Below are 25,689 nucleotides of genomic sequence, written 5' to 3'. Positions count from 1 at the left end.
TCGTTCCGCGAAGCCGGCATCACCGTCGCGCGAGTCAGATCGGCGCGAACCGGGCCGATCGCACGATCCCCGGAAGCCTCCAGGACCCCGTCCGCCCGCGCCGGCGCCTCAAAAACGCACGGCCTTTGCATCATCCTGGCCGGCGCCACGGGAGTTCGTCGCTTGGTCCGCACCGTCTGCCCACACGATTGCCCCTCCGCCTGCAGCCTCGACGTGCAGGTGGCGGACGGCCGCGTCGTCTCGGTCCGCGGGGGCGACAACCCCTACACGGCGGGGGTGATCTGCGCGAAGGTCAGCCGCTACGGGGCGCGCGTCCACCACCCGGACCGGATCCTCCACCCGCTGGAGCGGGTCGGCCCGAAGGGCGGCGGACAGTGGCGGCGGATCGCCTGGGACGCGGCCCTCGACCGGGTGGCCGCGTCCTTCTCGGAGGCGGCGGAGCGCTGGGGCCCGGAGGCGGTCTGGCCGTACAATTCGGGCGGGACCATGGGCCTCGTCCAGCGCGACGGCATCCACCGCCTGACGCATGTGATGGGCTACTCCCGGCGCGCGCGCACCATCTGCACGGCGGTGGCGACCGCCGGCTGGAGCGCCGGGGTCGGCCGGATCGCCGGGCCGGATCCCCGCGAGATGGCGCTCTCCGACCTGATCGTGGTCTGGGGCGGCAACCCGGTGAGCACCCAGGTCAACGCGATGGGCCATATCAGCCGTGCCCGAAAGACGCGGGGCGCCAAGCTGGTGGTGATCGACCCCTACCGGACCGGCACCGCGGCGGCGGCCGACCTGCACCTCGCGCCCCGGCCGGGCACCGACGGGGCCCTGGCCTGCGCCGTCCTCCACGTCCTGTTCCGCGACGGCCACGCGGACCGGGCCTATCTCGCCGCACACGCCGAGGACACGGCGGCGCTGGAGGCCCATCTCGCGGCGCGCACCCCGGACTGGGCGGCGGCGATCACCGGCCTCGACCCCGCTTCGATCGAGGCCTTCGCGACCCTCTACGGCACGACGGCGCGCAGCTACATCCGCTGCGGCTTCGGCTTCACCCGCACCCGCAACGGCGCCGTCAATCTCCACGCGGTCACCTGCCTGCCGACCGTCACCGGCGCCTGGCAGCACGAGGGCGGCGGCGCCCTCTGGCAGCACGCGGCGATCTTCAACTGGGACAAGACCCTGACGGAGGGGCTCGACGCCAGGGCGCCGGGGGTGCGTGCCCTCGACATGAGCCGGATCGGCGCCGTGCTGGCCGACGATCCCGACGCCCTGCAGGGCGGTCCGCCGGTCCGCGCCATGCTGATCCAGTCGGCCAATCCCGCCGTCTCCGCCCCCGACAGCACCCGGGTGCGCGCCGGCCTGGCGCGGCCGGACGTGTTCGTGGCGGTCCACGAGCAGTTCATGACCGAGACCGCCGCCCTCGCCGATATCGTGCTGCCGGCCACCACCTTCCTGGAGCACGACGACATCTACGGGGCCGGCGGCCACAGCCACATCCAGGCGGGGCCCGCGATCCTGGAGCCGCCGGGGGAATGCCGGTCGAACCACGCGCTGCTCGGGGCCCTCGCCGGCCGCCTCGGCGCCGACCATGCGGGCTTCCGCCTGAGCGCCCGGGAACTGGCCGACGCCACCCTGGCCCGCTCGGGCTGGGGCGGCCTCGACCGGCTGGAGGCCGCTGGCTGGATCGACGCGCAGCCGGACTTCGCCGAGAGCCACTTCCTGAACGGGTTCGGCCATCCGGACGGACGCTTCCGCTTCGCCCCCGATTGGGCGTCGCTCGGCCCCCGCGCGGCCGGGATGCCGGGCCTGCCCGACCATTGGCCGGTGGCCGAGCCGGCTGCGGCGGAGCACCCGTTCCGCATGATCGCCCCGCCGGCCCGCCAGTTCCTGAACACGACCTTCAACAACCAGCCCGAGTCGCTCCGCCGCGAGGGGCGGCCGACCTGCCTGATTCATCCGGCGGACGGGGCCCGGCTCGGGATCGGCACCGGCGATGCGGTGGAGATCGGGAACGACCGCGGCCGGGTGCGGCTGCACGCCCACCTCGCCGAGGGGCAGCAGCGGGGCGTCGTCGTGGTCGAGGGGCTGTGGCCGAGCGCGGCGTTCAGCGGCGGCCAGGGGATCAACGCGCTGATCGGCGCCGCGCCGGCGGCGCCCAACGGTGGCGCCGCCTTCCACGACACCGCGGTGTGGGTGCGGGCCGCCTAGGACCCGCCCCTGCACCGGACCGCCGCACCGGGGGATGACACGCCGCCCGAATCGCGGCGGGCCTCCCCCGCCCGGCCGCGCGCGGTGCGGTCCCCCATTCGCGGGATGCGCCGCCGGCGGGCGGGCTCTAGCCTTCCCACCGGCGCCCCCCGCGCCGCTCGGGAGAACACCGATGGCCGCTGCCCTGCTCCCCGCGCTCCGGCGCAACCTCGGGCTTTTCGTTCTCGCCCTCGCCGCCGCCAGCCTGGCGTTCGGCACCGTCATGCTGACGGTGCCGCCGACCAGCCAGGCCGCCGGCCCGAGCCTCACGGATGACGGCATCCTCCCGCCGGTCACCGATTGCGAGGTCCTGCCGACCGGCGACGTCAACAGCTGCACCGTCTACCGGTGAGCGTGCGGCCCAGCCGCACCGAGCCGGGCCGCCGGGGGTCATCCCGCCACGGCCGCGGCCTTCCTCCGGCTCGGCATCTCGCCGGCCGCGATCAGGGCGCCGGCGATGGCCACCATCCGCCGGCCCTGATGGCGCGCCGCGTCGAGATCCTCCGTCCGCGGCGGCCGGTTCTCCGCCCCGACGATCGCGGACGCCCCATAGGGTGAGCCCGCTTCGAGCATCGCGGGATCGGTGTAGCCGGTCGGCAGGATCACCATGCCCAGATGCGCCATCGGGGCATACAGCGCGAGCGTGACAACCTCGGAACCGCCATGGGGCCAGGACGCCGTCGCGAAGGCGCCGCCGACCTTGCCCGCCAGGGCGCCCCGCTTCCACTGCGGACCGAGCTGGTCGACGAAGTTCTTCAGCTCGGTCGCCATGGCGCCGAAATAGCAGGGCGTGCCGAACAGGATCGCGTCGGCCCATTCCGCATCGTCGTGCGAGGGCGCCGCGTACAGGGCGTTCTGCCGGGCCGCGCCCTCGGTCCAGCCCTCGACCTTCGCCATGGCGGCGGCGTCGACGACCTCGCGGGGCCGGCGCATCCGGACCTCCGCGCCCGCCTCCCGGGCGGCCTCGGCGGCGGCACCCGCGAGGCGTTCGACGCTGCCGCTGCGCGAGTAGTAGACGATCAGCAGGCGGGTCGGATCGGATGTGCGGTCGGCCACGGCGTCCCCCTACGGATTGGCGCTGCGGGCCGCCGGCTGCGGATAGGATGGGTTGCCGCCCGGGACGGCGGTGCTGTTGGACGACGACGTCGCGCCGCCCTGACCGCTCTCGGTTCCCGTGATCTGCTTGCGCGATGCGGCCTGGCTCTGGCTCGCGTAATCGGGCGGCGCGCTTCCGCCCTGCCAGACCATCAGCCCGGCGAACGCGGCCAGCATCAGGCCGACGCTGACAATGAGGACGTAGAGCGCCGGCTTGCCGCGCTTGCCTTGCCGCCCGTCCTGCCCGGAGAGTTGTTCCGCCACCGCTAAACCTCGCTCGCCCGCGGGTGCGGACGTGAACCGGCAACGGGCTGTCGGTCCGATCGCTCCAGCCCTGTGGCGCTATGGCTCTCGGGTCCTTCACCGCGGCGCGGCGCGCGTCGTCGCTTCGATCCAGGCGATGATCGCATCGGCGACCTGAGCGTTGTTCGCCTCCAGCATCATCATGTGGCCGTTGCCGTGGATGCCGTGCTCGGCCAGCCTCAACCGGTCGGGCTTGGCCCCGGCCTGGTCCAGGAAGGCGCCGGTGCAATCGTCCATGGTGGCCCGGAACGAGGCCTCGCCGGTGACGATCACCGCGGGCACCCGGGCGAGGTTCGGGAGCTTGCGCGCCGGTTCGGCCTGAAGCCAGCAGCGGATCTGGCCCTCCCGCAGCGGCTTGTCGGCCCGGGCCACGGTCAGGTCGGCGGGCGTCGCCACCGGCGGCTCGAAATGCAGCGGCACCCGGGTGAGACCGTAGGGCCGGGCCCGCGCCTCGCCGACGCGCTCGTACCAGTCGGCGCCGCCCTTGAAGCGGATGTCGTAGAACGTCGGTCCGTTCGGCTCCACGGCGACATGGGCCTTCACGAGGTCGGGGCGCTGGTCCGACACCGCCCAGCCGAACACGCTGGCCTGCGAGTGCGTCAGCAGGATCGCGGGCCCGATCTTCTCCAGGAGGGCGATCAGCGCCGGGTCGACGAGTTCCTCGGTCCGGACCCCGCTGGCGATGTAGGGCACCTGCGAGAGGTAGAACTGATCGAAGGCGGCATTGCCGCGGACACCCGGTCCCCCGGGCCATTGCGTGTGCAGTTTCGCCTCGGGATAGAGCCCGGCGGTCTCCTGCCCCGTATAGACGGTCTCCAGCTCCCCCGGGGTGATCCGCGCGTAGGGGCCGTAGGCCTCCGGATCCGGCCCGGAGCGTCCCCGCCCGACCTGATCGACGACGTAGACGACGAAGCCCTTCTCGACGAAGCGGGCGGCCCAGCCCGGACGGCCGTCGGGGGTGCCGAGGAAGTTGGTGCCGGTCTGCGCGGTGCCGTGCACCATCACGACGGGATAGGGCTGGGTGACCGTGGCCGGGGCCCGATACGCGACGAACATCTGCCCGGCGGCGGCCTCCTTCCCGGCCACGGTCGCGTAGCCGCCGCCGACGAAGAAGTAGCCCTCGGGCCGCGCGGGCCTGAAGACGGCCGCCGCTTCGCTGGCGGCCGGGGGCGTTTCCCCGGCGGCCAGGGGCGCCGCGCCCGCGATCAGACACAGGAGCGCGCAAGCGCCGGTCCCGCCGAGCTTCGTCATGGTCGTCCTCCCGAACAGCGTCTGGTGCGCTTGATCGGGAGCGTAGCGCATCGTCCCAGGAACCGGAATCGGCACGCCGTCACGAGCGCACGGATGCGCATCGCCCTTTTTCGAAGGCCGGCCGCCCCCGTTCGGGACGATGCGCGCGACCGGATTGCGGATGCCCGCCCAGTCGGGGACATCCGCCTGCGCGGTGCCGGGGCCGTCCCCGGCGCCGGGCGCGCTGCATCCGAATCGGGCCGCGTCAGGCCCCTCCGGCCGACCGGCCCGAAGCGGCTTCAGCGGCTTTTTTGGAACAGCTGGCTGTGTTCCCCGTTCGAGCTGGGCGGCTCGCCGTTTCAGCGATGCCGGCTACGTTCGGGACATTCCTATGGCTACAGGTACTGTGAAGTGGTTCAACGAGACCAAGGGTTACGGCTTCATCCAGCCGGATGACGGCGGCAAGGACGTGTTCGTCCACATCTCGGCCGTCGAGCGCGCCGGGATGCGCAACCTCGTCGAGGGGCAGAAGATCTCCTACGACGTCGAGGCCGACCGCCGCAGCGGCAAGGAGAGCGCCGGCAATCTGAAGGGCGCCTGAGCCTCTTTCAGGGCCGAGGCGGGCGCACGTCGTCCTGCCTCGGCGCAGGGTACCGGCGCCCCGGCGTCGGCGCCCCTCCGCAGGGCAAAGGGCTGCCCCGGCCCGCCGGCGCGGCGGCCTTCGCCCGCCGGACCTCGCCGATCGCGACCATGGGTCGGGGTCGGCGGGACATGGTCCTACGCGGGAACCTCGAACCCTTTGAGGGGCGCGATCAGCTCGCAGACCGCCCCCTCGACCGGGTAGCCCAGCCGAACCGCGCCGCCGACCGCGCCGGCCAGGCCCCGTTCGATCAGGCGTGAGCCGAATCCCTTCCGGCTCGGCGCGGCCACCGGCGGTCCGCCGCTCTCGCGCCACCCCAATCGGACGGTCTCGGCCCCGGCGGCGCCCGTGATCGACCAATCGATCCGCACCGTCCCGTGCGGCGTGCTCAGGGCGCCGTACTTGATGGCGTTGGTCGCCAGCTCGTGCACCATCAGCGACAGCGACAGGGCCGCCTTCTCGTTGATGCGCAGGGGCGGACCGTCCAGGTGGAACCGCCGCTGCTGCTGATCCTCGTGCAGCTGCAGGGCCCCGTCCACGACGGCGCGCAGGTCGGCGCTCTCCCCCTGTCCGGTCAGCAGGATGTCGTGCGCCTTGCCGAGGGCGATCAGCCGCGCGCTGAGCGCCTCCTTGGCGGCCTCGATGTCGGGCGCGTTGCGCATGGTCTGCGTGGCGATGGCCTGGACGATCGCCAGGGTGTTCTTCATCCGGTGGCTGAGCTCCCGGTTGAGGATCGCCTGATGCTCGGCGGCCCGGACCCGCTCGGTGATGTTGTTGAGCAGGATGGCCACCTGTCGCCGCTCGACGGGCTCGACCCGGTTGGCGGTGACCTCGATGTATCCGCCCGCGCGGCCGAACGCGCGCTCCACGTGCACCGGCTGCCCCGTGCGCAGCACCTCCCCGTAGAGCGCCACCCAACCGTCCGCCTCGTCGGGGGCCACCGCGCGGATCGTCCGCCCGACGACGTCCGCGAGGCCGGTCTGGCGCGCGTAGGCCGGGTTGGCCTCGACGTGCCGATAGTCGCTGAGCGGACCCTCCGGCCCGTCGAAGAACTCGATGACGCAGAAGCCCTCGTCGATGGTCTCGAACAGGGAGCGGTAGCGCGCCTCGCTCTCGGCCAGCCGCTCGCCCGCCACGCGCTGCTCGGTGCGGTCGCGCAGGATCTTCACGAAGCCGATGACCCCGCCCGCATCCCCGCGCAGGGCCATCATCTCGCCGTTGGCCCAGAAGTGCTCGCCGCTCTTGCGCAGGTGCCAGCGCTCGTCGACCCCCCGCCCCGCGGTCAGGGCGCCGCGCATCTCCTGCGCCGGGATCGCCGCGGCGCGGTCCGCGGCCGTGAAGAACATGTCGGCCGGCTTGCCGATCACCTCGTCGGGCGTCCAGCCGAGGATGCGCGTGGCCCCCGCGTTCCAGTTCGTGATCAGGCCGCCGAGATCCATCACCACGATGGCGTAGTCGGTCGCGCTCTCGAAGATCGCCCGGTAGCGGATCTCGCTCGTCTGGATGGCGCGCTGGGCGGCGGCCTCGCGGGCCTCGGTCAGACCGGTCGAGGCGGCGCCCGCGAACAGGCGCGCCGCCTGCAGGTTCATCTCGGTGAACGCGCCGGGCCGGCTCGATTGCAGCTTCAGCACGCCGATGGTCCGGCGGCCGCGGAAGACCGGGACGGTCACGCATGCGCGCAGCTTCATCCGCGCGGCGAGGGCCTGGTTGACGCGCCTGTCGCCCCGCACGTCCGACACCATCATCGGCGCGCCGGACCGGAAGCACGCACCCGACAGGCTTCCCTTGAGGGCGACCCGCCGTCCGGCGAAGGCGTCCAGGGTGCCGGCGACCGCCCGGTATTCCAGCTCCCCGTCGGCGATCAGCTCGATGGCGCAGCCGTCCGCCTCCGGCGTCGCCTCCATGGCCCCGGCCACGATGGTGTTCAGGATGACGCCGAGGTCGCCCTGGGCTTCCGAGATCGCGCCCTGGACGCGGTGGAGCGCGTCGCGGGCGCGCTGCATCCCGTCCTGATCGGCCAGCAGCGCGTCGCGCCCGGCCAGGGCCCGCTTGAGTTCGAGCTGGCTCATCACCTGGCGGGCGAGCGCCCGCAGGTTGCCGGCCTGCTCGGCCGTCAGACCCTCGGGCCGCGGCACCAGATCGATGACGCACAGGCTGCCGATGACCTCCGCCCCGGACGTGCGCAGCGGCGCACCGGCATAGAAGCGGATATGGGGATCGCCCGTGACGAGCGGGTTCGCCCGGGTGCGGGGATCGGCCGTGAGATCCGGGATGACCAGCAGGTCCGGCGCCGACAGGGCGTGGGCGCAGACCGAGGCGTTCAGATCGGTCGCGCAGAGCGGAAACCCGATCCGCGCCTTGAACCACTGGCGGTCGGCGGTCACGAGGCTGATCAGCGCCACCGGCGCCCGGCACAGCTGGGACGCCAGCAGCACGATGTCGTCGAAGCCCTCTTCGGGGGGCGTATCGAGGATCCCGTAGCGCTCGAGGGCCGCGAGCCGGTGCGCGTCGGCCGCCGCGGCCGGGATGTCGGAGGGCTTGCGCATCACGGCTCGGGGATCTTGGGAGACGGCGCCGCCTTCAAGGACGCCGCGAGGGTGGGCGGCTGCAGGCTCCCCGGGCGCCCTGCGCCGAGCGCCACGATCTCGCCCGAGCGCCCGTAGACGGCCCCCAGCACCTCCTGGAAATGCCGCCGCACGCTGGCGTGGCACTCGCAGGCGGCCCGTTCGGCGCGGGTGCGATCGATGAACTTGAGCCGACCGCGGCCGATGCGGATCAGCCCGTCGCGCTGCATCTCGCCCAGCACCTTGGTCAGGTAGGCGCGGCGCACGCCCATCATCTCGGCGAGCATCTCGTGCGTGACCGGCAGATCGTCGGTTCCCAGGCGATCCTGCATCGTCAGCAGCCAGCGCAGGCAGCGCTGCTCGATCGGATGGACCGCGTTGCAGGCGACCGATTGCAGCAATTGCGCGATCAGGCAATCGGCATAGCGCACGAAGAGATCGTGGATCGCGGGCGACGCCTGCTTGGCCTCGTTCAGGCGCTCCGCCTCGATGCGCAGGACGGATCCGCCGACCTGGACCACCGCCTGGCTGAAGGCGGGCAGGTAGCCGTGGCTGACCACGCCGCCGATCGCGCCCTCGTGGCCGACGGTGGCGGTCTCGACCGATTTGCCCTCGCGCAGGGGCAGAACGAAGGTGATGACGGTCCGGCTCAGGGGAAAGGTGACGTGCGAGACGTCGTCGCCGACACGGAACAGGATGTCGCCGCGCAGGAACGCGGCGGGCTGGAGATACGGGGCGACGCGCGCGCGGTCGCTTTCGGTCAGGGCCTGGAGCAGCAGATTACTGGCGAACGGAACCTGCGCGGCCAGCGCAGGAGCTGGCATGGTCATCGCGGCCTCCTGACGGAAACTGCTTAGCCTACAGACCGGCGAATGTCAGTCCATTAGCTGACAGAGACGGCGATTTCTGCGGTTCTTGCAGCAGGTTGATGAGCGTGCGCCGGATCCTGGGTTTCCAGAGGGCTCGGCCCTTTGGCGGGGTCCGGGGGCGGCGCCCCTGAGACGCGGCAGGGGTCCATCCTGCACCCGCACACGGTCCCGGACCTTTTGAAGCACCGTCGATCAGTAACGCTACTGTTTGCCCTTCCAGGGCACCAGCGCGCGTTCGAGCCGGCGCAGGGCGAACTCGAACAGGGTCGCGAACAGGCCGATCAGCAGGATTCCCATCACCACCACGTCGGTGCGCAGGAAGTTGGAGGCGTTGAGGACGAGCTGGCCGAGCCCGGCCTGGGCCGCCACCATCTCGGCGGCCACCAGGGTGGTCCAGCCCACGCCCATGCCGATCCGCAGGCCGATCAGGATCTCCGGCAGTGCCGCCGGCAGAACCACGTAGCGGAGCACCTGCCCGCGGCTCGCCCCGAGGGCGCGGGCCGCGTTGATCTGGTCGGCGGAGGCCGAGAGCACCCCCGAGCGGGTCGCCAGCGCCACCGGGGCGAAGCAGGCGAGGACGATCAGCAGCACCTTCGACAGCTCGCCGATCCCGAACCAGATGATCATCAGCGGCAGGTAGGCCAAAGGCGGCAGCGGCCGGTAGAACTCGATCAGCGGGTCGAGGATGCCGCGGGCGATCCGGCTGGTCCCCATGGCGAGCCCCGCCGGGATCCCGGCGGCGGCGGCCAGGAGGAAGGCGCCCAGCACCCGCAGGAGGCTGTCGCGGACGTGGATGCCCAGGGGGGCGCCGTCGAGCTCGCCGGTCCAGGCCTGCCCGAAGGCGGTCAGGATTGCCTCGGGCGGCGGCAGGAACAGCGGCTTGATCCAGCCGCTCCGGGTCGCGGCCGCCCAGAGGCCGAGGCAGGCCAGGACGGTCGCGGCGCTGACGACCGGCACCAGGGCCCCGCCGCGGCGCGACCTGGCGCGGGGGCGGCCGCTCATCGGGGCGCCCCGGGGGCCGGTTCGGAGCGGTGATGGATCCGCCCGAGCACGCGCTCGCGCACGGCGATGAAGGCGGGATCCGACTTGACCGCGCGGGCCTCGCGCCCGGCCACGACCGCGCGCGAGAACGGCAGGTCGATCGCCTCGACGATGCGGCCCGGGCGCGGGCTCATGATCAGGAGCCGGGTGGCGAGGAACACCGCCTCCTCGACGTCGTGGGTGATGAAGAAGGCCATCTTGCCGGTCCGGTGCCAGATCCGGAGGATCAGCTCCTGGACCTGCGCGCGGGTGAAGGCGTCGAGGGCGCCCAGCGGCTCGTCCATCAGCAGGGCGCGCGGGTCGCCGGCCAGCGCCCGGGCGAGGCCGACCCGCTGCTGCATGCCGCCGGAGAGCTCGTAGACCTTCCGGTCGGCGAACTCGGCGAGGCCGACGAGGTCCAGCATGTCCAGGGCGATCCGGCGCCGCTCCGCCCGGGGGACGCCGCGCATCTTGGGACCGAAGGCCACGTTCTCGGCGACATCCAGCCAGGGCATCAGGGCGTGGCGCTGGAACACCACCCCCCTGTCGGCCCCCGGCCCCCGGACCGGCGCCCCGTCCAGCAGGATGCTGCCCTCGGTCGGTTCGAGGAAGCCCGCGATGGCCGAGAGCAGGGTGGTTTTGCCGCAGCCGGAGGCGCCGAGCGCCACCACGAACTCCCCGGGCCGGATCGTCAGGTTCACCTGCGACAGGGCGACGATCCCGGCCTCGCCCTCCCCGTAATGGACGCTGAGGTTGCGGATCTCGATCATGGGCCTCTCCGAAGGCGCCGCAGGCTTTTATCGCGCGCCGCCGGCTATTTCCGGGCCGCCGCCACGTAATCCCCGGTGACGAAGCGGCCGTAATCCGGCGCCAGCGCCTGCACCCGCCCCTGCGCCTTCAGGAAATCGGCGGTCTCGGTCAGGGCCTTGGCGGCGCCGCCGCCGAGCCAGGCCGGGGAGGCCTGCGCGTCGAGGGTCGGGAAGCGGTAGGCCGCCAGGCTCGCCGGCACCTCCGCGGGGGCCGAACCGGTGATCCGGGCCACCGCCGTCACCTCCGGCGCATCGGGCGCCCAGGGCCTGGCCGCGTAGGCGGCGTCCTGGGCGGCGATCAGCTTCACCAGCGTGACCAGGAAATCCCGGTTCTGCGCCGCCCAGGCCCGGTCCACCACGAGGCCGTCGAAGGTCGCCTTGCCCTGGCGGGCGATGTCGCCGGCCGAGATCACCACCGTGCCGGACTTCTTCACCCGGGCCAGCACCGGATCCCAGATGAAGGTCGCGTCGATGTCGCCGCGCTCCCAGGCGGCGGCGATCTCAGGCGGCCGCATGTTGAGGATGGTCACGTCCCTCTGGCTCAGCCCGGCCGCCGCCAGGGCGGCGATCAGCTGGTAATGCGACGTCGAGACGAACGGCACCGCCACGGTCTTGCCGCGCAGGTCGGCCACGCTTTTGATGCCGCTGCCGTTGCGGGCGACGAGCTGCTCGGCATCGGCGATCGCGTCCAGGATCCAGAACAGCTGGATGTCGAGCCCCTGCGAGGCCGCCGCGGCGATCGGGCTCGAGCCCGCCTCCCCGATCTGGACGTTGCCCGACGCCATGGCGCGGATCACATCGCCGCCGCCGCCGAACTTGCGCCAGGTCACCGTGTAGCCGGTGGCCTTCTCGATCGCCCCCGAGGCCATCAGCGCCCGGAACGGCACCACCATGTCCTGGTGGGCGAAGGTGACCGACCTCTCGGCGGCGCGGACCCGGCCGGGCGCGGGGATTCCGAGGACGAGCGGCGCCAGGGCGGCCAGCGTCGCCAGGGCGGTCCGCCGAGACCGTGATCGGGATCCTGTCATGATTCTCGTCCCCCTCCGGCATCCCGAATCGGTTCCGATCGGCCTGCCGGTGCCATGGTCCGATACGGCACGCGCCCTGCACAAGGGGGCAGGCCGGGACGAACCGGTCCGGCCGGCTCCGCTGGGATCCCGGGGGCTATGGCCGAAGGCAGGGGCGCGTCCCAGTAGAGACGACCATGTTCACCGATCTCCGGACGCAGCGCGGGTCCCGTCTGCCCGCAGGCGGAGCGAGGGGATGCCCGCATCAACGCACGAACCGAAGCCTAGCGCATCGTACCGGATACCGGGACCGGCACGATGCGCTCGCTGTCGGATCAGCCTCGTCTTTTTCCGAGAGCCGGAGGCCACGTTTCGGGACGAGGCCCTAGGCCGCCGCCCAGCAGGTCCGAAGGCGATCCGTGAATCCGCCGGCCCCTGCGGGGGAGGGCGCGTGGCCGCACTGGAGCGGGCCCCCTAGCCGAGGACGATCTGGAGATCGATGTGGGAATCCGGTAGCCCGCAGAGGGGGAGGGATGCGCTCGTCCCGGACAGTCCCGTCCCCTCACCCTCTCTTGAGGAGCGGGAATCCGAGCCACGTCCTGCGAAGCCGGCATCCGTGGCGTATCCTAGGTCTCGGAACCGGAGCCCCGCGATGGCGCCCGCACTCACCCCGGACATGGCCGCCCGCTTCGCGGCGGTCGCCCTTGGTCACGTCACCCGCCCATACCCGAACAAGCCGGGGCACGTGCTGGCGGGGCCGGAGGACGCCCGCACCCCCGTCGACCTGCATCCGGTCTTCCACGGCAGCTACGATTGGCATTCCTGCGTCCACGCCTACTGGCTGCTCGCCCGGATCCTGCGGTCGTTCCCGGACGGCCGGGAGGCCGGGGCGATCCGCGCCCGGTTCGACGCGCAGCTGACGCCCGGGAAGGTCGCGGGGGAATGCGCCTATTTCCGCCAGCCGACCGCCCGGGGCTTCGAGCGGCCCTACGGCTGGGGCTGGCTCCTGAAGCTCGCCGACGAACTCGCCCGCCTGCCGGAGCCCCGCTGGTCCGAGGCCCTGGCGCCGCTCGCCGGGATCGTGGTCCGGCGGTTCCGGGACTTCCTGCCCCTGGCCGCCTATCCGGTGCGGGTCGGGACCCATTTCAACACCGCCTTCGCGCTGCGGCTCGCGACCGACTACGCCGAGGGGGCGGGGGATGCGGCGCTCCGGGCCCTGCTGCAGCAGAAGGCGGAGCGCTGGTACGAGGCGGATGCGGATTGTCCCGCCTGGGGCGAGCCGGGCGGGGACGACTTCCTGTCCTCCACGCTGATCGAGGCCGAGTGCATGCGCCGCCTCCTGCCGCCGGAGCGGTTCCGGCCCTGGTTCGACCGGTTCCTGCCCGATCTCGCCGCGGGCCGGCCCGCCACCCTGTTCCGCCCCGCCGCGGTCACCGATCGCAGCGACGGCAAGATCGCCCATCTCGACGGCCTGAACCTCAGCCGCGCCTGGTGCTTCCGGGCGCTCGCCGCCGCCCTCGGTCCGGCCGACCCCCGCCGGCCGCTCCTCGTGGCGGCCGCGGAGGTCCACCTCGCCGCCGGGCTCCCGCACGTGACCGGCGACTACATGGGCGAGCACTGGCTCGCGACCTTCGCCCTGCTCGCCCTCGACGCGTGAGCCGGGTCTCGGCGTCCCAAGACGAATAAGCGTCTTCCGAGAACGTGCCGGCGCGGGCCGCGTTGACCGCGGCAGGCCAAAAAAAAGGACCGCCCTCAGGGAGCGGTCCGAAGTCTTGGGAGGAAACGCCCACGAAGGGCATGCCGCACAGCGACGCCGTCGCCGTGCTGCACTGCATCAACCCGAGCGGGTGGACCTTGTTCCGGGAACTCCACGGGGCGGCGGCGCGGTCATGCCGTGGGTGCAGAAGGCGAGCGGCGCCTGTCCCGGGCGGGCTTGCGGATGCACAGCTCGCGGTGTGATCCCTCGCCCGGCCGACGGGTCCGGCTGTCCAGAACGGCCATGCGCCCACCCGCCCCCCTCTGCGGGCTCCGATGTGCACACATCTCCTGCCGCACGGGGCGACGCGCGCTCCGCCCCTGGCGATCCCGGGCTTGCCCGGGATCGCTCGCGCTTGCGGGGCGGCGTTGCAGGTGGTGCAGGATCGAACGGTGCGGTGCGTTCTGCACCACCCCCACCCCTGACCCCTCCCCGCAAGGGGGAGGGGAAAAGCGCCTTCCTTTCAAGATGGGGGTGTCAGCCCGAGACGCGTGAATCCGGTAGCCGCTGCGGGGGAGGGGGACGCGCGCCCTCGCCGGAGGGGGCAGGCCGTCCAAAACAGCTCCGATCGGGATGCCGGCGGTCCGATCGAGGGCCGTCAATCCAGGACCGCACCCTAGTCCGGCCGGCCGCGCCGCTTGGCCGTCTCGTAGAGCACCTGGGCGAGCTGCTCGGCCGAGTAGGGCTTGCGCACCAGGGCGAATCCGTGCGCGTCGTCCGTGGCCAGGACGTGACTGTAGCCGGAGGTCAGCACCACCGGCAGGTCGGGGCGGGTGACCTGCAGGTGGCGCGCGAGGGCGAAGCCGCCCATGCCCGGCATGACCACGTCCGAGAAGACCACGTCGAACCGGTTCGGCGTGCTGTCGAGTTCGGCCAGCGCCTCCTCGGCGGATTTCGCCCACACGGGGGCATGGCCCAGATCCTCCAGGATCTGCGTGCAGAAGCGGCCGACCCCGAGATTGTCCTCCACGACCAGGATGCACAGGCCCCGCTGCGGCGCCGGTGCCCGCTGCGCGTCGCGGCCGGCCTCGGCCGCCGCGGCGGGCGCCGCGACCTGCGGCAGGTAGAGGGTGAAGGTGGTGCCGCCGCCCAGCGCGCTCGCCACGTCGATGTCGCCGCCCGATTGCTTGGCGAAGCCGATCACCTGGCTGAGGCCGAGCCCGGTCCCCTTGCCGACCTCCTTGGTGGTGAAGAACGGCTCGAAGATCCGCCCCAGGTCCGGGGCCGGGATGCCGGCGCCCGTGTCGGAGACACGCACGGCCACGAACGGCCCCCGCGCGCCGGCATGCCCGCGGATCGCGGGCATCGGGCTGTCGCCGTCGAGGCGCAGGGTCAGGCCGCCTTCCCCGTCCATCGCGTCCCGGGCGTTGACCGCCATGTTGATCAGCGCCGTCTCGAACTGGCTCTCGTCCGCGCGCACGAACCGGGGCGTGTCCGGCAGGTCGATGGCGACGCGGATCCGCGCGCCGGTGACCGAATCGAGCATGTCGGCGATGCTGCGCAGCCGCGCGCAGACGTCGAAGACCTGCGGCGTGAGCGCCTGGCGCCGGGCGAAGGCGAGGAGCTGTCCGGTGAGCTTGGCCGCGCGGTCGACCGTGTCGGAGACTGCGTCGAGGTAGCGCCGCCGGCGCTCCTCCGCGAGCTCGGGCCGGCGCAGGAACTCGACCGAGGAGCGGATGATCGTCAGCAGGTTGTTGAAGTCGTGCGCCACGCCGCCGGTGAGCTGGCCGATCGCCTCGAGCTTCTGCGATTGCCGCAGGGCCTCCTCGGCCTGGCGCTGCTCGGTGATGTCGCGCCCGAACCCGTAGAACATCCCGTCCTCCGGGACGACGGTCCAGAGCACGCGCCGCTGGTCGCCGGCACGGGTCACGCAGGACAGCTCTACATCCTCGACCCGCCGGTCCTCGCAGAGCGGCCGGAGGGCGGCCTGCGCCGCCGCGCGCTCCGGGGCCGCCACGAAATCCAGGGCGGTCCGGCCCAGGGTCTCCGCCTCGGACCAGCCGAGCGCCCGGCTCCAGGAGGGGTTCACCGCCTGGACCTGCCCGTCCCGGTCCGCGACGAGCTTCAGCACCGGCGAGAGCGTCCAGACCCGGTCGCGGTCCCGGGTCTGCGCGGCGACCTGCGCCTCCAGGTGCTCCGCCCGCGACCGGAGAAGTTCCTCGATCCGCTTCCGCTCGGAGATGTCGTGCGCGAAGACGTAGAACCCGTCGACCGCGCCGTCCGGCCCGCGCCGGGGCAGGTAGCGGGTGTCGGCGGTCCGGCTCTCGCCGTTGGGGAAGGTCCAGGTCCATTCGTGCCGGGCCTCCTCCCCGGCGAGCGTCCGCGCGATGGCGTGGCGCCGGGCCTCGAAGGCCTCGGGACCGAGGAGGTCGGCCACGGTCCGCCCCACGACATCGGCGGCGGAGAGGCCCGTCCAGGTCTCGTAGGCGGCGTTGGCGAACTGGTAGACGAGGTTCCGGTCGATGAAGGCGATCAGCACCGGCATCGCGTCCGCGACGAGGCGCAGCTCGGCCTCCCGCGCCAGGAGCGCCATCTCGCTCCGGCGGCGCTCGGTGATGTCGTTGAACAGGATGGCGACGCGGTTCCGCATCGGCCCGTCGACCCGGTAGGCGTGCACGTCGTACCAGCGCCCGAGGCCCGCGGCCGGCTGCTCGAACCGGACCGGCTCCCCGGTCCGCGCGACCTGGCCGTAGAGGTCGAACCAGCGCTGCTCGTGGTCGGGCACGAGTTCGCGCATCCGCCGTCCGACCACCTCCGTCAGGCCGGTCTGCCGCTCGAAGGCGGCGTTGACCTCCAGGAAGCGGTAATCGACCGCGCGCCCGCCCTCCGCAAAGATCGGCTCCACGAGGCAGAAACCGGCATCGATGAACGCGAACAGCGAGCGGCAGCGCTCCTCGTTCCGGCGCAGGGCGGCCTCGGTGCAGCGGGACTCGAGCTGCGTCATCACCGCCCGGGCGAGCGCCTCGAGGACGAAGACCTGCTGGTCGGTGAGCGTGCGCGGCGCTTGGTCGAGGACGCACAGGGTCCCGACGACCCAGCCGTCGGGCGTCACCAGGGCGACGCCCGCGTAGAAGCGCAGGTGCGGCGGCCCGCCGACGAGGGCGTTGGCGGCGCGGTCCGGCTCCGCCGCCAGGTCCGGCAGGATCAGGACGCCGTCCGCGCCCATGGCCTCGGTGCAGAACCCGAGATCGAGGGGCATCACCCGCGCCGTGTGGCCCACCGCGGCCTTGATCCATTGCCGGTCGGCGTCGATGAAGTTGATATGCGCCATCGGCGTGCCGCAGGCCTGGGCGGCCATCTCGGCGATCTCGTCGAAGGCGCGCTCCGGGGGCGTGTCGAGGATGGCGTAGGCGTGCAGGGCGGCCAGCCGCCGGGGATGCTCTGGCTCGAAACCCGACCGGCGGGGCATTGTCTGGTTCGGCGACACGGGGGCGTCATAGCCTACGCCTTCGACCCCCCCAAGGGGTTCAATGCGACGGCGCGCCCCCGACAGGGCCAACGACGGGTTGCCGGGACCGCCCGCTCGCGCGGCGGGCGGCTATCTGCAATTGCAGATTGCACGCTCAGGGCCGCATCGCCGGCCGGTCCTGCGGCGCTCGGGAGCCGATCACGAGTTCGTGTTCCGGTCCGTTCCGCGAGGGGTCGCGACGACGGGGCGGATCAGGGCTGTGGATTGGATCGCCGCGCCCGGGAGCCGCGGCGGCCCATGCCGCGTTGGCCAGCGCTGAGGACACGGATTCGGACGGGCATGGCCAATCGCAGGTTGAAGCCGGGTACACAGCCGGGCGTCGAGGACGCGCCGCTGATGCCCACGGGGGCGCTGGCGGTGGCACTCCTGGGCTTCGCCGCGGGCGCCGGCCCGGTGGTCCACGTCGCCCGGGACGGCCGCCGCCTGGAGGATCTCGCCGCGACCCTCCGGGCCCTCGACCCCGAGATCCGGGTCGCGGTCTTCCCGGAATGGGACTGCCTGCCCTTCGACCACGCCTCGCCGTCCCGGGCCACGATGGGGGCCCGGGCCGCCGTGATGCGCTGGCTGACCGACCGCGCCGCCCTGCCGGATTTCGTGCTGACCACGGCGCCGGCCCTGGTCCAGCGGGTGCCCCCGCCGGAGACCTGGGCCTCGGCCCGGGTGACCCTGCGGGTCGGCGATCCGCTCGACGTCGCCGCGGCGACCGCCGACCTCAAGCGCCTCGGCTACATCCTCGACGAGCGGGTCGACGAGCCCGGCGAGATCGCCGTCCGCGGGCGGACCGTGGAGGTGTTCCCCGCCGCCGCGCCGCGCCCCTGCCGGATCGAGCACGCGGAGGGGCGCGTCGCCGCGATCCGCTCCTACGATCCGATCTCGCAGCGCTCGGTGGCGGAGGCGGACGAACTGGTGATCGATCCCGCCACCGAGATCGTCCTGGAACCGGGCTCCGGACAGAGTTTCGAGCCCTTCACGGGCCAGGAGCACCGGCTGGACCGCTACTATCCGCGCCTCGTCACGCTCCTCGACTACCTGCCCGAGCCGCGCCTCGTGGTCGAGGACGGCACGGAGGCCCGGATCGACGCCTTCTTCGAGCAGATGGAGGAGGCGCGGGGCCGGTTGAAGGCCCGCGACGGAAGGGGCACGGCGGGGGCGGGCCTCTACCTCACCCCCGCAGGGTGGCGGGAGATCGTGGCCGAACGGGGCCGGCTCGCCGCCACCGAGGCCGCCGGCGAGCCGCTGACGCTCCCGTCCTTCGCCCGGGAGCGCCGGCCGGGGACCGCCTTCGCCAAGGCGCTGCGCGCGCGGCTGAAGGCCGGCGACATCGTCGTCCTGGCGGGCACCCGCCAGCCCCTGCGGCGCCTCGTGCGCCAGGCCGGCCGGACCGCCGAGCGCCCGATCCGCCTGATCGACGCCTGGTCCGACGTCGCCGCGGCGGCACCGGGCGACGTCCTGGCCCTGGAGGCGCCGCTGGCGGCCGGGTTCCGGGTGCTCGGCCAGGGCGCCACCGTGATCGCCGCCGCGGACCTGTTCGGACCGGAGGCCGCGGTGGCCGGGGGCGTCCGGGCGATCCTGCCGATGGGCGAGGTCGACCTGCGCCCGGGCGACGTCGCCGTCGACCGCGACCGCGGCCTGTGCGTGTTCGAGGGGCTCGAGCCCGTCGCCACGCCGGGCGGCGAGCCCTCCGAGGCCCTGCGCCTGCGCTTTGCCGGCGGCGCGATCCTGATGGTGCCGGTGGCCCAGGCGGACCGGATCTGGCGCTACGGGCCGGAGCCCGACGCGGTCACCCTGGACAAGCTCGACGGCGGCACCTGGCCCCGGCGCCGGCTGGAGGCCGAGGCCACAATGGCCCGGACCGCCCGGCTCATGCTGGAGGCCGCCCGGGCCCGCCGGGAGACCGAGGCGCCGCTGCTGGCGCCCCCGCCCCAGGACATGGAGCGCTTCGCCGCCGGCTTCGGCTTCGCGCCGACCCCGGATCAGGCCGCCGCCGTCGACGCGCTGATGGCCGATCTTGCCTCCGGCCGGCCGATGGACCGGCTCGTCTGCGGCGATGTCGGCTTCGGCAAGACCGAGGTGGCCCTGCGCGCCCTGGCGGCCGCGATCTTCTCGGGAAAGCAGGCCGCGCTGATCGCCCCCACCACCGTCCTGGCGCGCCAGCACGCCGAGACCCTGCGCCGCCGCTTCGGCCGCTTCGGCGTGGAGGTGGCGCAGCTCTCGCGCCTCGTGGCCCCGGCCGAGGCCCGGCGGGTCAAGGCGGGGCTCGCCGACGGCACGATCCGGCTCGTGGTCGGCACCCATGCGCTGGCCGGCAGCAGCGTGCGCTTCGCCGATCTCGGCCTGACGGTGATCGACGAGGAGCAGCGCTTCGGCGCCCGGATGAAGGCCGACCTGCGCCGCCTCTCGGCGGGCGGCCACGTGCTGACGCTCACCGCCACGCCGATCCCGCGCACCCTCCAGGCGGCCCTGGTCGGGCTCCAGAGCCTCAGCGTGCTGGCCACGCCCCCGGCGCTCCGCCAGCCGGTCCGGACCGTGGTGGCGCCCTTCGACGCCGAGGCGGTCCGCGAGGCCCTGATCCGCGAGCACCGGCGGGGCGGCCAGAGCTTCGTGGTCTGCCCGCGCATCGAGGACATCACCCCCATGGCCGAGCACCTGCGCGGCCTCGTGCCTGGCCTCGACGTGCTGGTGGCGCACGGGGACCTGAAGCCCGCGGCCATGGACGAGGTTATGGTCCGCTTCGCCGACGGGGACGGCGACATCCTGCTGGCCACCGCCATCGTGGAGAGCGGGCTCGACGTGCCCCGGGCCAACACCATGCTGGTCTGGGAGGCCGCCCGGTTCGGCCTGGCGCAGCTCCACCAGCTGCGCGGCCGGGTCGGCCGCGGCCAGCGGCGCGGCGTCGTCCACCTGCTCAGCGACCCGGCCGCGCCGCCCCCGCCGGCAGCCCTGCAGCGCCTGCGCGCCCTGGAGGCCCTGGACCGGCTCGGCGCCGGCTTCGCGGTCAGCGCCCGGGACCTGGACCTGCGCGGCGCCGGCGACCTCGTCGGCGAGGACCAGGCCGGCCACGCCAAGCTGGTCGGGCTCGGCCTCTACCAGCACCTGCTGCAACTGGCGCTGACCGCCGCCAAGGGCGGCCGCGCCGAGGATTGGAGCCCGGAGATCGAGCTCGGGCTTCCGAGCCGGATCCCCGAGGATTACGTGCCGGAGCCTGAGATCCGCCTGAGCCTCTACACGCGCCTCCTGCGCCTGCGTGAGGCCGAGGCGATCGAGGCGCTGGCCGGCGAGGTCGAGGACCGGTTCGGGGCGCCGCCGGCGCCGATGCTCGCCCTGTTCGATCTCGCGCGGCTGCGCGCGGCCTGCTGTGAGCTCGGCGTAGCCCGGCTCCGGGGCGGGCCGCAGGGCGTCGCGGCCGATCTGAGGCCGGACCGTCCGCTCGCCGCGATGGCGGTGGCGGACGGGATCGTCCTGCGCGAGGGCCGCGTCGTCTGGAAGCGGCCCTGTCCCGATGCGGCTGCCTGCGCGGCCCTGGCGGCCGACCTCCTCGACCGCGTCCGCGCCGCTCGGGAGCGGGCCGGCTGAGCTTGCGCCGGACGCTTCAAAGGGTCACAGGCGGTCGCGCAGGCAACGCGAGAGGGAATGTCCCATGCATGTCACGATTGAGCAGGCCGACCGCGCCATCGCCGCCGCCCGGGCGAAGGCGGTGGAACTCGGCACCCAGATGTGCATCGCGGTGGTCGATTCCGGTGGCAACCTGAAGGCGTTCCACCGCATGGACGACGCCTGGGTCGGCTCCATCGACATCGCCCAGAAGAAGGCCAAAACGTCGGTGTTCTTCGGCATGATGACCGGCCAGATCGGCCAGCTGTCGCAGCCCGGCGGCCCGCTCTATGGAATCGAGCACTCGAACGACGGGCTGATCACCTTCCCGGGCGGGATCCCGATCGTCGATGCCGAGGGCGTGATGTCGGGGGCGATCGGCGTCAGCGGCTCCACCGTGGAGAACGACCACACGGTCGCGGAGGCCGGCGCCAAGGCCATCGGCCGCACCGAATTGCCGGCCCATCCCTGGCGGACCTGAGCCGACGGCCTCGTCCCAGCGGGCGGCCGCCGCGCCGGGGACGGGGGCTCAGGAGGCGCGCCGCGCCAGGGCGCGGCCGATGCCGAGCAGCAGCATCCCCGAGAGCAGGTGCAGGGCGGCGTCGCCGTGGTGCCCCAGGGCGGTATGGACAACCATGCAATGATCGGCCGCCGCGTCGAGATGCTCCAGCGGCGCCGGACGGCCCTCCCGCCGCGGCGCCGACGCGCCGTGCAGGTCGGTGATGTCGATATAGGCGCCGCGCCCGTGCAGGTTGCCGGTCTCGTCGGGTGCCAGCAGACCCCGGTTGAGGATCCAGCGGGTCTCGCCCGCCCCGGTCAGGATGCGGAACTCGAGGGAGACCGGTCCGCCCGTCCGCCGGAGGTTCCGGATCGTATCGAAGACCCAGGCGCGATCCTCCGGATGGATCCGCCCGAGGGCCACGGCGAGGGGCACGGGCTTGCCCGCCAGCTCGGAATCGCCCGCGAGCAGGGATGCGGCGCCCCGGTCGAGCACGGATCGGCTGGCGGCGACATCCGTATCCCAAGTGCCGACGAACCCCGCGGCCTGCAGGGCCGTGGCTGTCGTGGAAGCCAGAAGCATCGGAACTCCTCAAACCCGCATTCGGCCGACGATCGCTCCGCGGTTCGAGCAACCATCCGACCGGCGGTCTGTGACGTCAATGTCCGGACACGGCAGGCGCAGCAGACCTTTCGAGGTACCGAACACGGTGTCACGAAATACTACATGAATCAACTTTCGATCCGATTCCGGAAATTGCGGGACCTGTCAGGACATCGGAAGATCCGGATCGGCCGAGGCGGTCGACTGTTCCAGCGATACGCCGGGGCGTGCGGCGGGTCGATGCCCGGGGCCGGATTCCGGGGCCGCCGCGTCCCTGGTGCGGATCCCGATCGCGGCCTAACCTCGTGCCTTCCGCAAAGGGGCATCGCATCGTGGATCGCACCAACCTCCCGCTCTCGCAGGATCGGCTCTGGGACAGCCTCATGGAACTCGCCCGGATCGGGGCGCTGCCCAACGGCGGCAACGATCGCCAGACCCTGACCGACCGCGACGCCGAGGGCCGCGCCCTGTTCCGGCGCTGGGGCGAGGCGGTGGGGCTGACCCTCACCGTGGACAGGATCGGCAACATGATCTTCCGCCGGCCCGGGCGGGATCCGGACGCGGCCCCCGTGGCCATCGGCAGCCACCTCGACACGCAGCCCACCGGGGGCAAGTTCGACGGGCCGCTCGGCGTGCTCGCAGGCCTGGAGATCATGCGCGCCCTGCACGAGGCCGGGATCGAGACCGAGGCGCCGCTCCTGCTGATCAACTGGTGCAACGAGGAGGGCGCGCGCTTCGCGCCGCCCATGAGCGGCAGCGGCGTCGCCATGGGCATCGTCCCGGAGGCCGACGTGATGGCGACCCGGGACCTCGCCGGCGCCGTCTTCGGCGACGAGCTCCGGCGGATCGGCTGGCAGGGCGCGGCGGATCCCGCGGCCCTGCGCGGGCTCGGCGCCTATTTCGAGCTGCATATCGAGCAGGGCAAGTGCCTGGAGGATGCGGGCCTGACCATCGGGGTGGTCGACCGGGCGCTGGCCCAGATCTGGTACGAGATCACCGTTTTGGGCGAGGAGGCCCATGCCGGCAGCCCCATGGCCGGGCGCCGCGACGCCATGATGGCCGCGGCGGCACTGATCGCGTCGCTCGAAGCGATCGCCCACGACGCGGTCGGCGAGGGCGGCGAGCGCGGCCGGGCCACCGTGGGGGTGCTGACCGCGGAGCCTTCGAGCCGCAACATCACCCCGGGCCGGGTCTGGTTCAGCCTCGACACGCGCCACGGCGACACGGCGCAGCTCGAAGCGATGCGGGCGCGGATCCTGGCCCGGGCCGACGCGCTGGCGGCGGAGCGCGGCGTGACGATCCGCGTCGCGGAGTTCTGGCGCGCACCGCCGACCGCCTTCGATCCGGTTCTGGTCGACCGGGTCCAGGCGGCCGCCGAGGCGCGGGGCCATGCCTGGACGCGCATGCCGACGGCGATCTACCACGACGCCGTCTATTGCGCCCGCGCGGTCCCCGCGGCCCTGGTGTTCTGCCCCTGCCACGGCGGCATCAGCCACAATGAGGCCGAGAGCATCACGCCGGCCTGGGCCGGAGCCGGGATGGAGGTTCTGGCCGACGCGGTTCTGGCCACCGCCCGGATCGTGCGCAGCTGAGGGAACGGTTCCGCCATGCCCGACGACAACGTCATCCGCCCGGCCTTCGGGGCCGTGCGCCGGCCCGCGCCGGCCGGCCAGGCCGAGGCCGACCCGCCGCCCCTGCGCGTCTTCGGCACGGGGGCCGGCCACCGGGTCGGCCTGATCCGGGACCGGGCGGCCGCGGAGGGCGACGTGTTCCGGATCGTGGTCGGGCCGGAGGACGCGCCGTTCGTCGAGACCGTGGCGCTGCTGCCGGCCACCGCCGAGGCGGAGGCCGAGGCCGAGCGGATCGGCTTCGCGATCCTCCGGACCCTGGAGGTGGTCGAGGGCGCGCCCTAGCCGCAGCCGGTCCCCGCGGCGGCGGTCTGCGCGGGGGGCAGGACGGGATGCCAGCCGGGCCCGGACGGGCACCGGCGCGCCGGGAGGGACGCATGCGTGAGGGCAGGGTCAGCAGCACGGAGATCGCGATCCCGGCCCGGGCCGGGATGGTCTGGTCGGTGCTGACCGACCTGGACGCCTACCCGGCCTGGAACCCGTTCATCCGCCGGGCGGAGGGCCCGCTGCGGGCGGGCGCGCGCTGGAGCCTGGAGCTGACCCTGAACGGCCGCACCTACCGGACGGTGCGGGTGCAGGTCACCGCTTGGGAGCCCGGCCGGCGGCTGACCTGGCGCGGCGGCATCCCGATGCCGCCGCTGATCACCGGCACGCACGATTTCCGGATCACCGAGACCCGGCAGGGCGTCGGCCTCGTCCAGGCGGAAACCTTCGCGGGCTGGCTCGCCCCCATCCTGTTCCCGCGGCTGCGGGCCCGCACGCAGGCCCGGTTCGCCGAGATGAACGCCGCCCTGCGGGACGAGGTCGCCCGCCGGCTGGCCGAGACCGCCTGACCGCGCCCCGTCCGGGGCGCGGTCCGGTCACTCGATCGGCTTGGGCTTGATCACGGGCGAACGGGTCAGGCTCTGGATCTCGCGGCCCGGCCGCCCGGACTTGCGGGCGATCTCCTCCTCCTGCTCGGCGATGAGCTGGCGGGCCGGCTCGTCACCGTCCAGGCCGCCCAGGATCTCGACCGGCACCCGCCGATTCGAGGCCCGGGAGCCGTCGGTGTAGACGATATCGAACAGAACAAAGCCCCGCTCCTGCGGTCTCGACTTGATGCGCTTGGCCATAGGTGCTGATACGCCGCCGGAATCGGTCGCGGCAAGCCGCAGCGGCGGGCGGGGGTTGCGCGGTGCGCACATGCCGCGCCCGGTGCGCCCTGGCCGATCCGCAGTGATCCCCCGCGTCGTCCCGCACGAAGGCCGCCGGCCTTCGGTTCGGGACGGCGCGGCCCAGAAAACCGGAATCCCGGCCCCGATCCGGGCCGGCCCCCAAGCCAACCGAGGACGCCGTCCGTGATACCCTGGGTTCATCTCGATACCGGATCCGTGCCCGGCGGCGGCACCGACCTGCGCCTGATGCGGCGCGGCGAGGAGTTCGCGATCCTGGCCGACACGATCGAGCTGATGAACAACCGCCGCAGCGGCTCCGAGGTGGCGCTCGCGGCGCTGACCTGCGCGCGGCTGGCGGACCGGCCCCGGGCCCGGATCCTGATCGGCGGCCTCGGCATGGGCTTCACCCTGCGGGCGGCCCTGGAGAATCTCGGCCCCGAGGCGCGGGTGGTGGTGGCCGAGCTGGTGCCGGCGGTGATCGCCTGGGCCCGGGGCCCGCTGGCCCACGTCTTCGCCGGCTGCCTGGACGATCCCCGGGTCGACCTGCAGGAGGCCGACGTGAACCGCCTGATCCAGGCGGCGCCGGCGCGCTACGACGCGATCCTGCTCGACGTCGACAACGGCCCGGAGGGCCTGATGCGCCGCTCCAACGACCGGCTCTACGACAGCTGGGGCCTCAAGCGGGCCCATTGGGCGCTGCGGCCGGGGGGCATCCTGGGGGTCTGGTCGGGGGCCCCGGACCGGAAATTCAAGAGCCGGATGCAGCGCTCCGGCTTCGACGTGGACGAGCGGCGCGTCCATGCCAGCGGCCGCGGCAGCGGTCCCAAGCACGTGGTCTGGCTCGGGACGCGGGGCGCGGCGCCGGGGGCTCCGGCCGTCCCCGGCCGGCCGGAGAAAACCCGCTGATCCGGCGCGCTGCCGCTCACGGTCGCACCCCCTATCCCGGCACCGCGAGGTTCCGCACATTCCCCCCATGGGTGCGAATGACGGGCCTCTCTACACGGTCGAGGTCAGGCCGAGCCGGCACGATCCGGGCCGCTTCACCTGGGCGATCCGCGACCGCGGCAAGCTGGTCCGGGGGTCGTACCGCCCGCACGCCTCCGAGCACGCCGCCCGCGCCGTCGCCCTGGCCGAAGTCGAGCGGCTGATCGGGCATGACGGGCGGTCGGGGAGCGCCTGACACCCCCGCGCGCGTCCCGGCCCGGGCGCTGTCA

General features: G+C 73.4%; 22 protein-coding genes. 11 read left to right on the top strand and 11 right to left on the bottom strand.

What is annotated here, in order from left to right; translation table 11 throughout:
• The first annotated feature begins 162 nt into the window (after positions 1-162).
• Positions 163-2,199, top strand: coding sequence for a molybdopterin-dependent oxidoreductase (locus AC3IF3_RS10105; protein WP_489228593.1), 2,037 nt, complete (start codon positions 163-165; stop codon positions 2,197-2,199).
• Between the two features lie 172 nt (positions 2,200-2,371).
• Positions 2,372-2,590: a hypothetical protein gene (locus AC3IF3_RS10100; RefSeq protein ID WP_489228591.1), complete on the top strand. Its 219-nt coding sequence runs from the start codon at positions 2,372-2,374 to the stop codon at positions 2,588-2,590.
• A gap of 38 nt (positions 2,591-2,628) precedes the next feature.
• Here AC3IF3_RS10100 and wrbA read toward each other — a convergent pair whose 3' ends face one another.
• The 3 genes from wrbA to AC3IF3_RS10085 all read right to left on the bottom strand — a co-directional run bounded on the left by wrbA (position 2,629) and on the right by AC3IF3_RS10085 (position 4,887).
• Positions 2,629-3,294, bottom strand: a complete 666-nt coding sequence (gene wrbA / locus AC3IF3_RS10095; RefSeq protein ID WP_243965394.1) for an NAD(P)H:quinone oxidoreductase — start codon at positions 3,292-3,294, stop codon at positions 2,629-2,631.
• A gap of 9 nt (positions 3,295-3,303) precedes the next feature.
• Entirely contained in the window at positions 3,304-3,597 is a 294-nt protein-coding gene (locus tag AC3IF3_RS10090) for a flagellar basal body-associated FliL family protein (protein WP_243965392.1), read from the bottom strand.
• A gap of 96 nt (positions 3,598-3,693) precedes the next feature.
• Positions 3,694-4,887, bottom strand: a complete 1,194-nt coding sequence (locus AC3IF3_RS10085) for an alpha/beta hydrolase (protein WP_489228589.1) — start codon at positions 4,885-4,887, stop codon at positions 3,694-3,696.
• Positions 4,888-5,257: 370 nt separating this feature from the next.
• Here AC3IF3_RS10085 and AC3IF3_RS10080 point away from each other — a divergent pair, with 370 nt between their 5' ends.
• Entirely contained in the window at positions 5,258-5,467 is a 210-nt protein-coding gene (locus AC3IF3_RS10080; RefSeq protein WP_243965387.1) for a cold-shock protein, read from the top strand.
• 176 nt (positions 5,468-5,643) lie between these two features.
• On the opposite strand, the gene AC3IF3_RS10075 is transcribed toward AC3IF3_RS10080, so the two are convergent.
• The 5 genes from AC3IF3_RS10075 to tauA all read right to left on the bottom strand — a co-directional run bounded on the left by AC3IF3_RS10075 (position 5,644) and on the right by tauA (position 11,796).
• On the bottom strand, positions 5,644-8,052 hold the full coding sequence (locus tag AC3IF3_RS10075; protein ID WP_489228587.1) for a GAF domain-containing protein: 2,409 nt from the start codon (positions 8,050-8,052) through the stop codon (positions 5,644-5,646).
• Entirely contained in the window at positions 8,052-8,900 is an 849-nt protein-coding gene (locus AC3IF3_RS10070; protein WP_409564769.1) for a Crp/Fnr family transcriptional regulator, read from the bottom strand. The genes AC3IF3_RS10075 and AC3IF3_RS10070 overlap by 1 nt, the downstream gene beginning before the upstream one ends.
• A 240-nt stretch (positions 8,901-9,140) precedes the next feature.
• Complete coding sequence (locus tag AC3IF3_RS10065; RefSeq protein ID WP_243965385.1) at positions 9,141-9,941, bottom strand: ABC transporter permease subunit; 801 nt, start codon at positions 9,939-9,941, stop codon at positions 9,141-9,143.
• Complete coding sequence (locus AC3IF3_RS10060) at positions 9,938-10,729, bottom strand: taurine ABC transporter ATP-binding protein (protein ID WP_489228586.1); 792 nt, start codon at positions 10,727-10,729, stop codon at positions 9,938-9,940. Before AC3IF3_RS10060 ends, AC3IF3_RS10065 begins: the two co-directional genes overlap by 4 nt.
• A gap of 44 nt (positions 10,730-10,773) precedes the next feature.
• Positions 10,774-11,796: a taurine ABC transporter substrate-binding protein gene (tauA, locus tag AC3IF3_RS10055; protein ID WP_243965381.1), complete on the bottom strand. Its 1,023-nt coding sequence runs from the start codon at positions 11,794-11,796 to the stop codon at positions 10,774-10,776.
• 631 nt (positions 11,797-12,427) lie between these two features.
• Here tauA and AC3IF3_RS10050 point away from each other — a divergent pair.
• Positions 12,428-13,432 carry a DUF2891 domain-containing protein gene (locus AC3IF3_RS10050; protein ID WP_489228584.1) on the top strand — a complete coding sequence of 335 codons (1,005 nt, stop codon included), beginning with the start codon at positions 12,428-12,430 and terminating at the stop codon, positions 13,430-13,432.
• Positions 13,433-14,147: 715 nt separating this feature from the next.
• Here AC3IF3_RS10050 and AC3IF3_RS10045 read toward each other — a convergent pair.
• The gene (locus AC3IF3_RS10045) at positions 14,148-16,940 is read right to left on the bottom strand and encodes a PAS domain-containing protein (RefSeq protein ID WP_489228582.1); all 2,793 of its coding nucleotides are present in this window, start codon (positions 16,938-16,940) and stop codon (positions 14,148-14,150) included.
• A gap of 339 nt (positions 16,941-17,279) precedes the next feature.
• Here AC3IF3_RS10045 and AC3IF3_RS10040 point away from each other — a divergent pair, with 339 nt between their 5' ends.
• Positions 17,280-20,573 carry a DEAD/DEAH box helicase gene (locus AC3IF3_RS10040; RefSeq protein WP_489228580.1) on the top strand — a complete coding sequence of 1,098 codons (3,294 nt, stop codon included), beginning with the start codon at positions 17,280-17,282 and terminating at the stop codon, positions 20,571-20,573.
• A 64-nt stretch (positions 20,574-20,637) separates the two neighbouring features.
• Positions 20,638-21,072, top strand: coding sequence for a GlcG/HbpS family heme-binding protein (locus AC3IF3_RS10035; RefSeq protein ID WP_489215616.1), 435 nt, complete (start codon positions 20,638-20,640; stop codon positions 21,070-21,072).
• A 48-nt stretch (positions 21,073-21,120) separates the two neighbouring features.
• Here AC3IF3_RS10035 and AC3IF3_RS10030 read toward each other — a convergent pair whose 3' ends face one another.
• A complete protein-coding gene (locus AC3IF3_RS10030) occupies positions 21,121-21,672 on the bottom strand; it encodes a PAS domain-containing protein (RefSeq protein ID WP_489228579.1) in 552 nt (183 codons plus the stop codon).
• Positions 21,673-22,022: 350 nt separating this feature from the next.
• Between AC3IF3_RS10030 and AC3IF3_RS10025 the strand changes: the two genes are divergently transcribed.
• The 3 genes from AC3IF3_RS10025 to AC3IF3_RS10015 all read left to right on the top strand — a co-directional run bounded on the left by AC3IF3_RS10025 (position 22,023) and on the right by AC3IF3_RS10015 (position 24,154).
• Positions 22,023-23,285, top strand: coding sequence for an allantoate amidohydrolase (locus tag AC3IF3_RS10025; protein WP_489231270.1), 1,263 nt, complete (start codon positions 22,023-22,025; stop codon positions 23,283-23,285).
• Positions 23,286-23,300: 15 nt separating this feature from the next.
• Entirely contained in the window at positions 23,301-23,606 is a 306-nt protein-coding gene (locus AC3IF3_RS10020) for a hypothetical protein (RefSeq protein WP_243968949.1), read from the top strand.
• Positions 23,607-23,698: 92 nt separating this feature from the next.
• Complete coding sequence (locus AC3IF3_RS10015; protein WP_489228578.1) at positions 23,699-24,154, top strand: SRPBCC family protein; 456 nt, start codon at positions 23,699-23,701, stop codon at positions 24,152-24,154.
• Between the two features lie 27 nt (positions 24,155-24,181).
• On the opposite strand, the gene AC3IF3_RS10010 is transcribed toward AC3IF3_RS10015, so the two are convergent.
• Positions 24,182-24,433 (bottom strand): hypothetical protein, encoded by a 252-nt coding sequence (locus tag AC3IF3_RS10010; RefSeq protein ID WP_243968946.1) that lies wholly within the window; start codon positions 24,431-24,433, stop codon positions 24,182-24,184.
• Between the two features lie 225 nt (positions 24,434-24,658).
• Between AC3IF3_RS10010 and AC3IF3_RS10005 the strand changes: the two genes are divergently transcribed.
• The gene (locus AC3IF3_RS10005; RefSeq protein WP_243968944.1) at positions 24,659-25,381 is read left to right on the top strand and encodes a spermidine synthase; all 723 of its coding nucleotides are present in this window, start codon (positions 24,659-24,661) and stop codon (positions 25,379-25,381) included.
• A 67-nt stretch (positions 25,382-25,448) separates the two neighbouring features.
• Positions 25,449-25,655, top strand: coding sequence for a hypothetical protein (locus AC3IF3_RS10000; protein WP_243968942.1), 207 nt, complete (start codon positions 25,449-25,451; stop codon positions 25,653-25,655).
• The last annotated feature ends 34 nt before the right edge of the window (positions 25,656-25,689 follow it).

It is taken from the genome of Methylobacterium sp. J-118 (assembly GCF_057836565.1).
The sequence above is the reverse complement of the archived record's forward strand: the minus strand, read 5'-3'. Positions and strand labels throughout refer to the sequence as shown.

Bases quoted from the DNA above. Each gene is read 5' to 3' on its own strand.
- AC3IF3_RS10100 (WP_489228591.1), top strand. From the start codon at position 2,372: ATGGCCGCTGCCCTGCTCCCCGCGCTCCGGCGCAACCTCGGGCTTTTC.
- AC3IF3_RS10085 (WP_489228589.1), bottom strand. From the start codon at position 4,887: ATGACGAAGCTCGGCGGGACCGGCGCTTGCGCGCTCCTGTGTCTGATC.
- AC3IF3_RS10080 (WP_243965387.1), top strand. From the start codon at position 5,258: ATGGCTACAGGTACTGTGAAGTGGTTCAACGAGACCAAGGGTTACGGC.
- AC3IF3_RS10075 (WP_489228587.1), bottom strand. From the start codon at position 8,052: ATGCGCAAGCCCTCCGACATCCCGGCCGCGGCGGCCGACGCGCACCGG.
- AC3IF3_RS10070 (WP_409564769.1), bottom strand. From the start codon at position 8,900: ATGACCATGCCAGCTCCTGCGCTGGCCGCGCAGGTTCCGTTCGCCAGT.
- AC3IF3_RS10065 (WP_243965385.1), bottom strand. From the start codon at position 9,941: ATGAGCGGCCGCCCCCGCGCCAGGTCGCGCCGCGGCGGGGCCCTGGTG.
- AC3IF3_RS10060 (WP_489228586.1), bottom strand. From the start codon at position 10,729: ATGATCGAGATCCGCAACCTCAGCGTCCATTACGGGGAGGGCGAGGCC.
- tauA (WP_243965381.1), bottom strand. From the start codon at position 11,796: ATGACAGGATCCCGATCACGGTCTCGGCGGACCGCCCTGGCGACGCTG.
- AC3IF3_RS10050 (WP_489228584.1), top strand. From the start codon at position 12,428: ATGGCGCCCGCACTCACCCCGGACATGGCCGCCCGCTTCGCGGCGGTC.
- AC3IF3_RS10045 (WP_489228582.1), bottom strand. From the start codon at position 16,940: ATGCCCCGCCGGTCGGGTTTCGAGCCAGAGCATCCCCGGCGGCTGGCC.
- AC3IF3_RS10040 (WP_489228580.1), top strand. From the start codon at position 17,280: ATGGCCAATCGCAGGTTGAAGCCGGGTACACAGCCGGGCGTCGAGGAC.
- AC3IF3_RS10035 (WP_489215616.1), top strand. From the start codon at position 20,638: ATGCATGTCACGATTGAGCAGGCCGACCGCGCCATCGCCGCCGCCCGG.
- AC3IF3_RS10030 (WP_489228579.1), bottom strand. From the start codon at position 21,672: ATGCTTCTGGCTTCCACGACAGCCACGGCCCTGCAGGCCGCGGGGTTC.
- AC3IF3_RS10020 (WP_243968949.1), top strand. From the start codon at position 23,301: ATGCCCGACGACAACGTCATCCGCCCGGCCTTCGGGGCCGTGCGCCGG.
- AC3IF3_RS10015 (WP_489228578.1), top strand. From the start codon at position 23,699: ATGCGTGAGGGCAGGGTCAGCAGCACGGAGATCGCGATCCCGGCCCGG.
- AC3IF3_RS10010 (WP_243968946.1), bottom strand. From the start codon at position 24,433: ATGGCCAAGCGCATCAAGTCGAGACCGCAGGAGCGGGGCTTTGTTCTG.
- AC3IF3_RS10000 (WP_243968942.1), top strand. From the start codon at position 25,449: ATGGGTGCGAATGACGGGCCTCTCTACACGGTCGAGGTCAGGCCGAGC.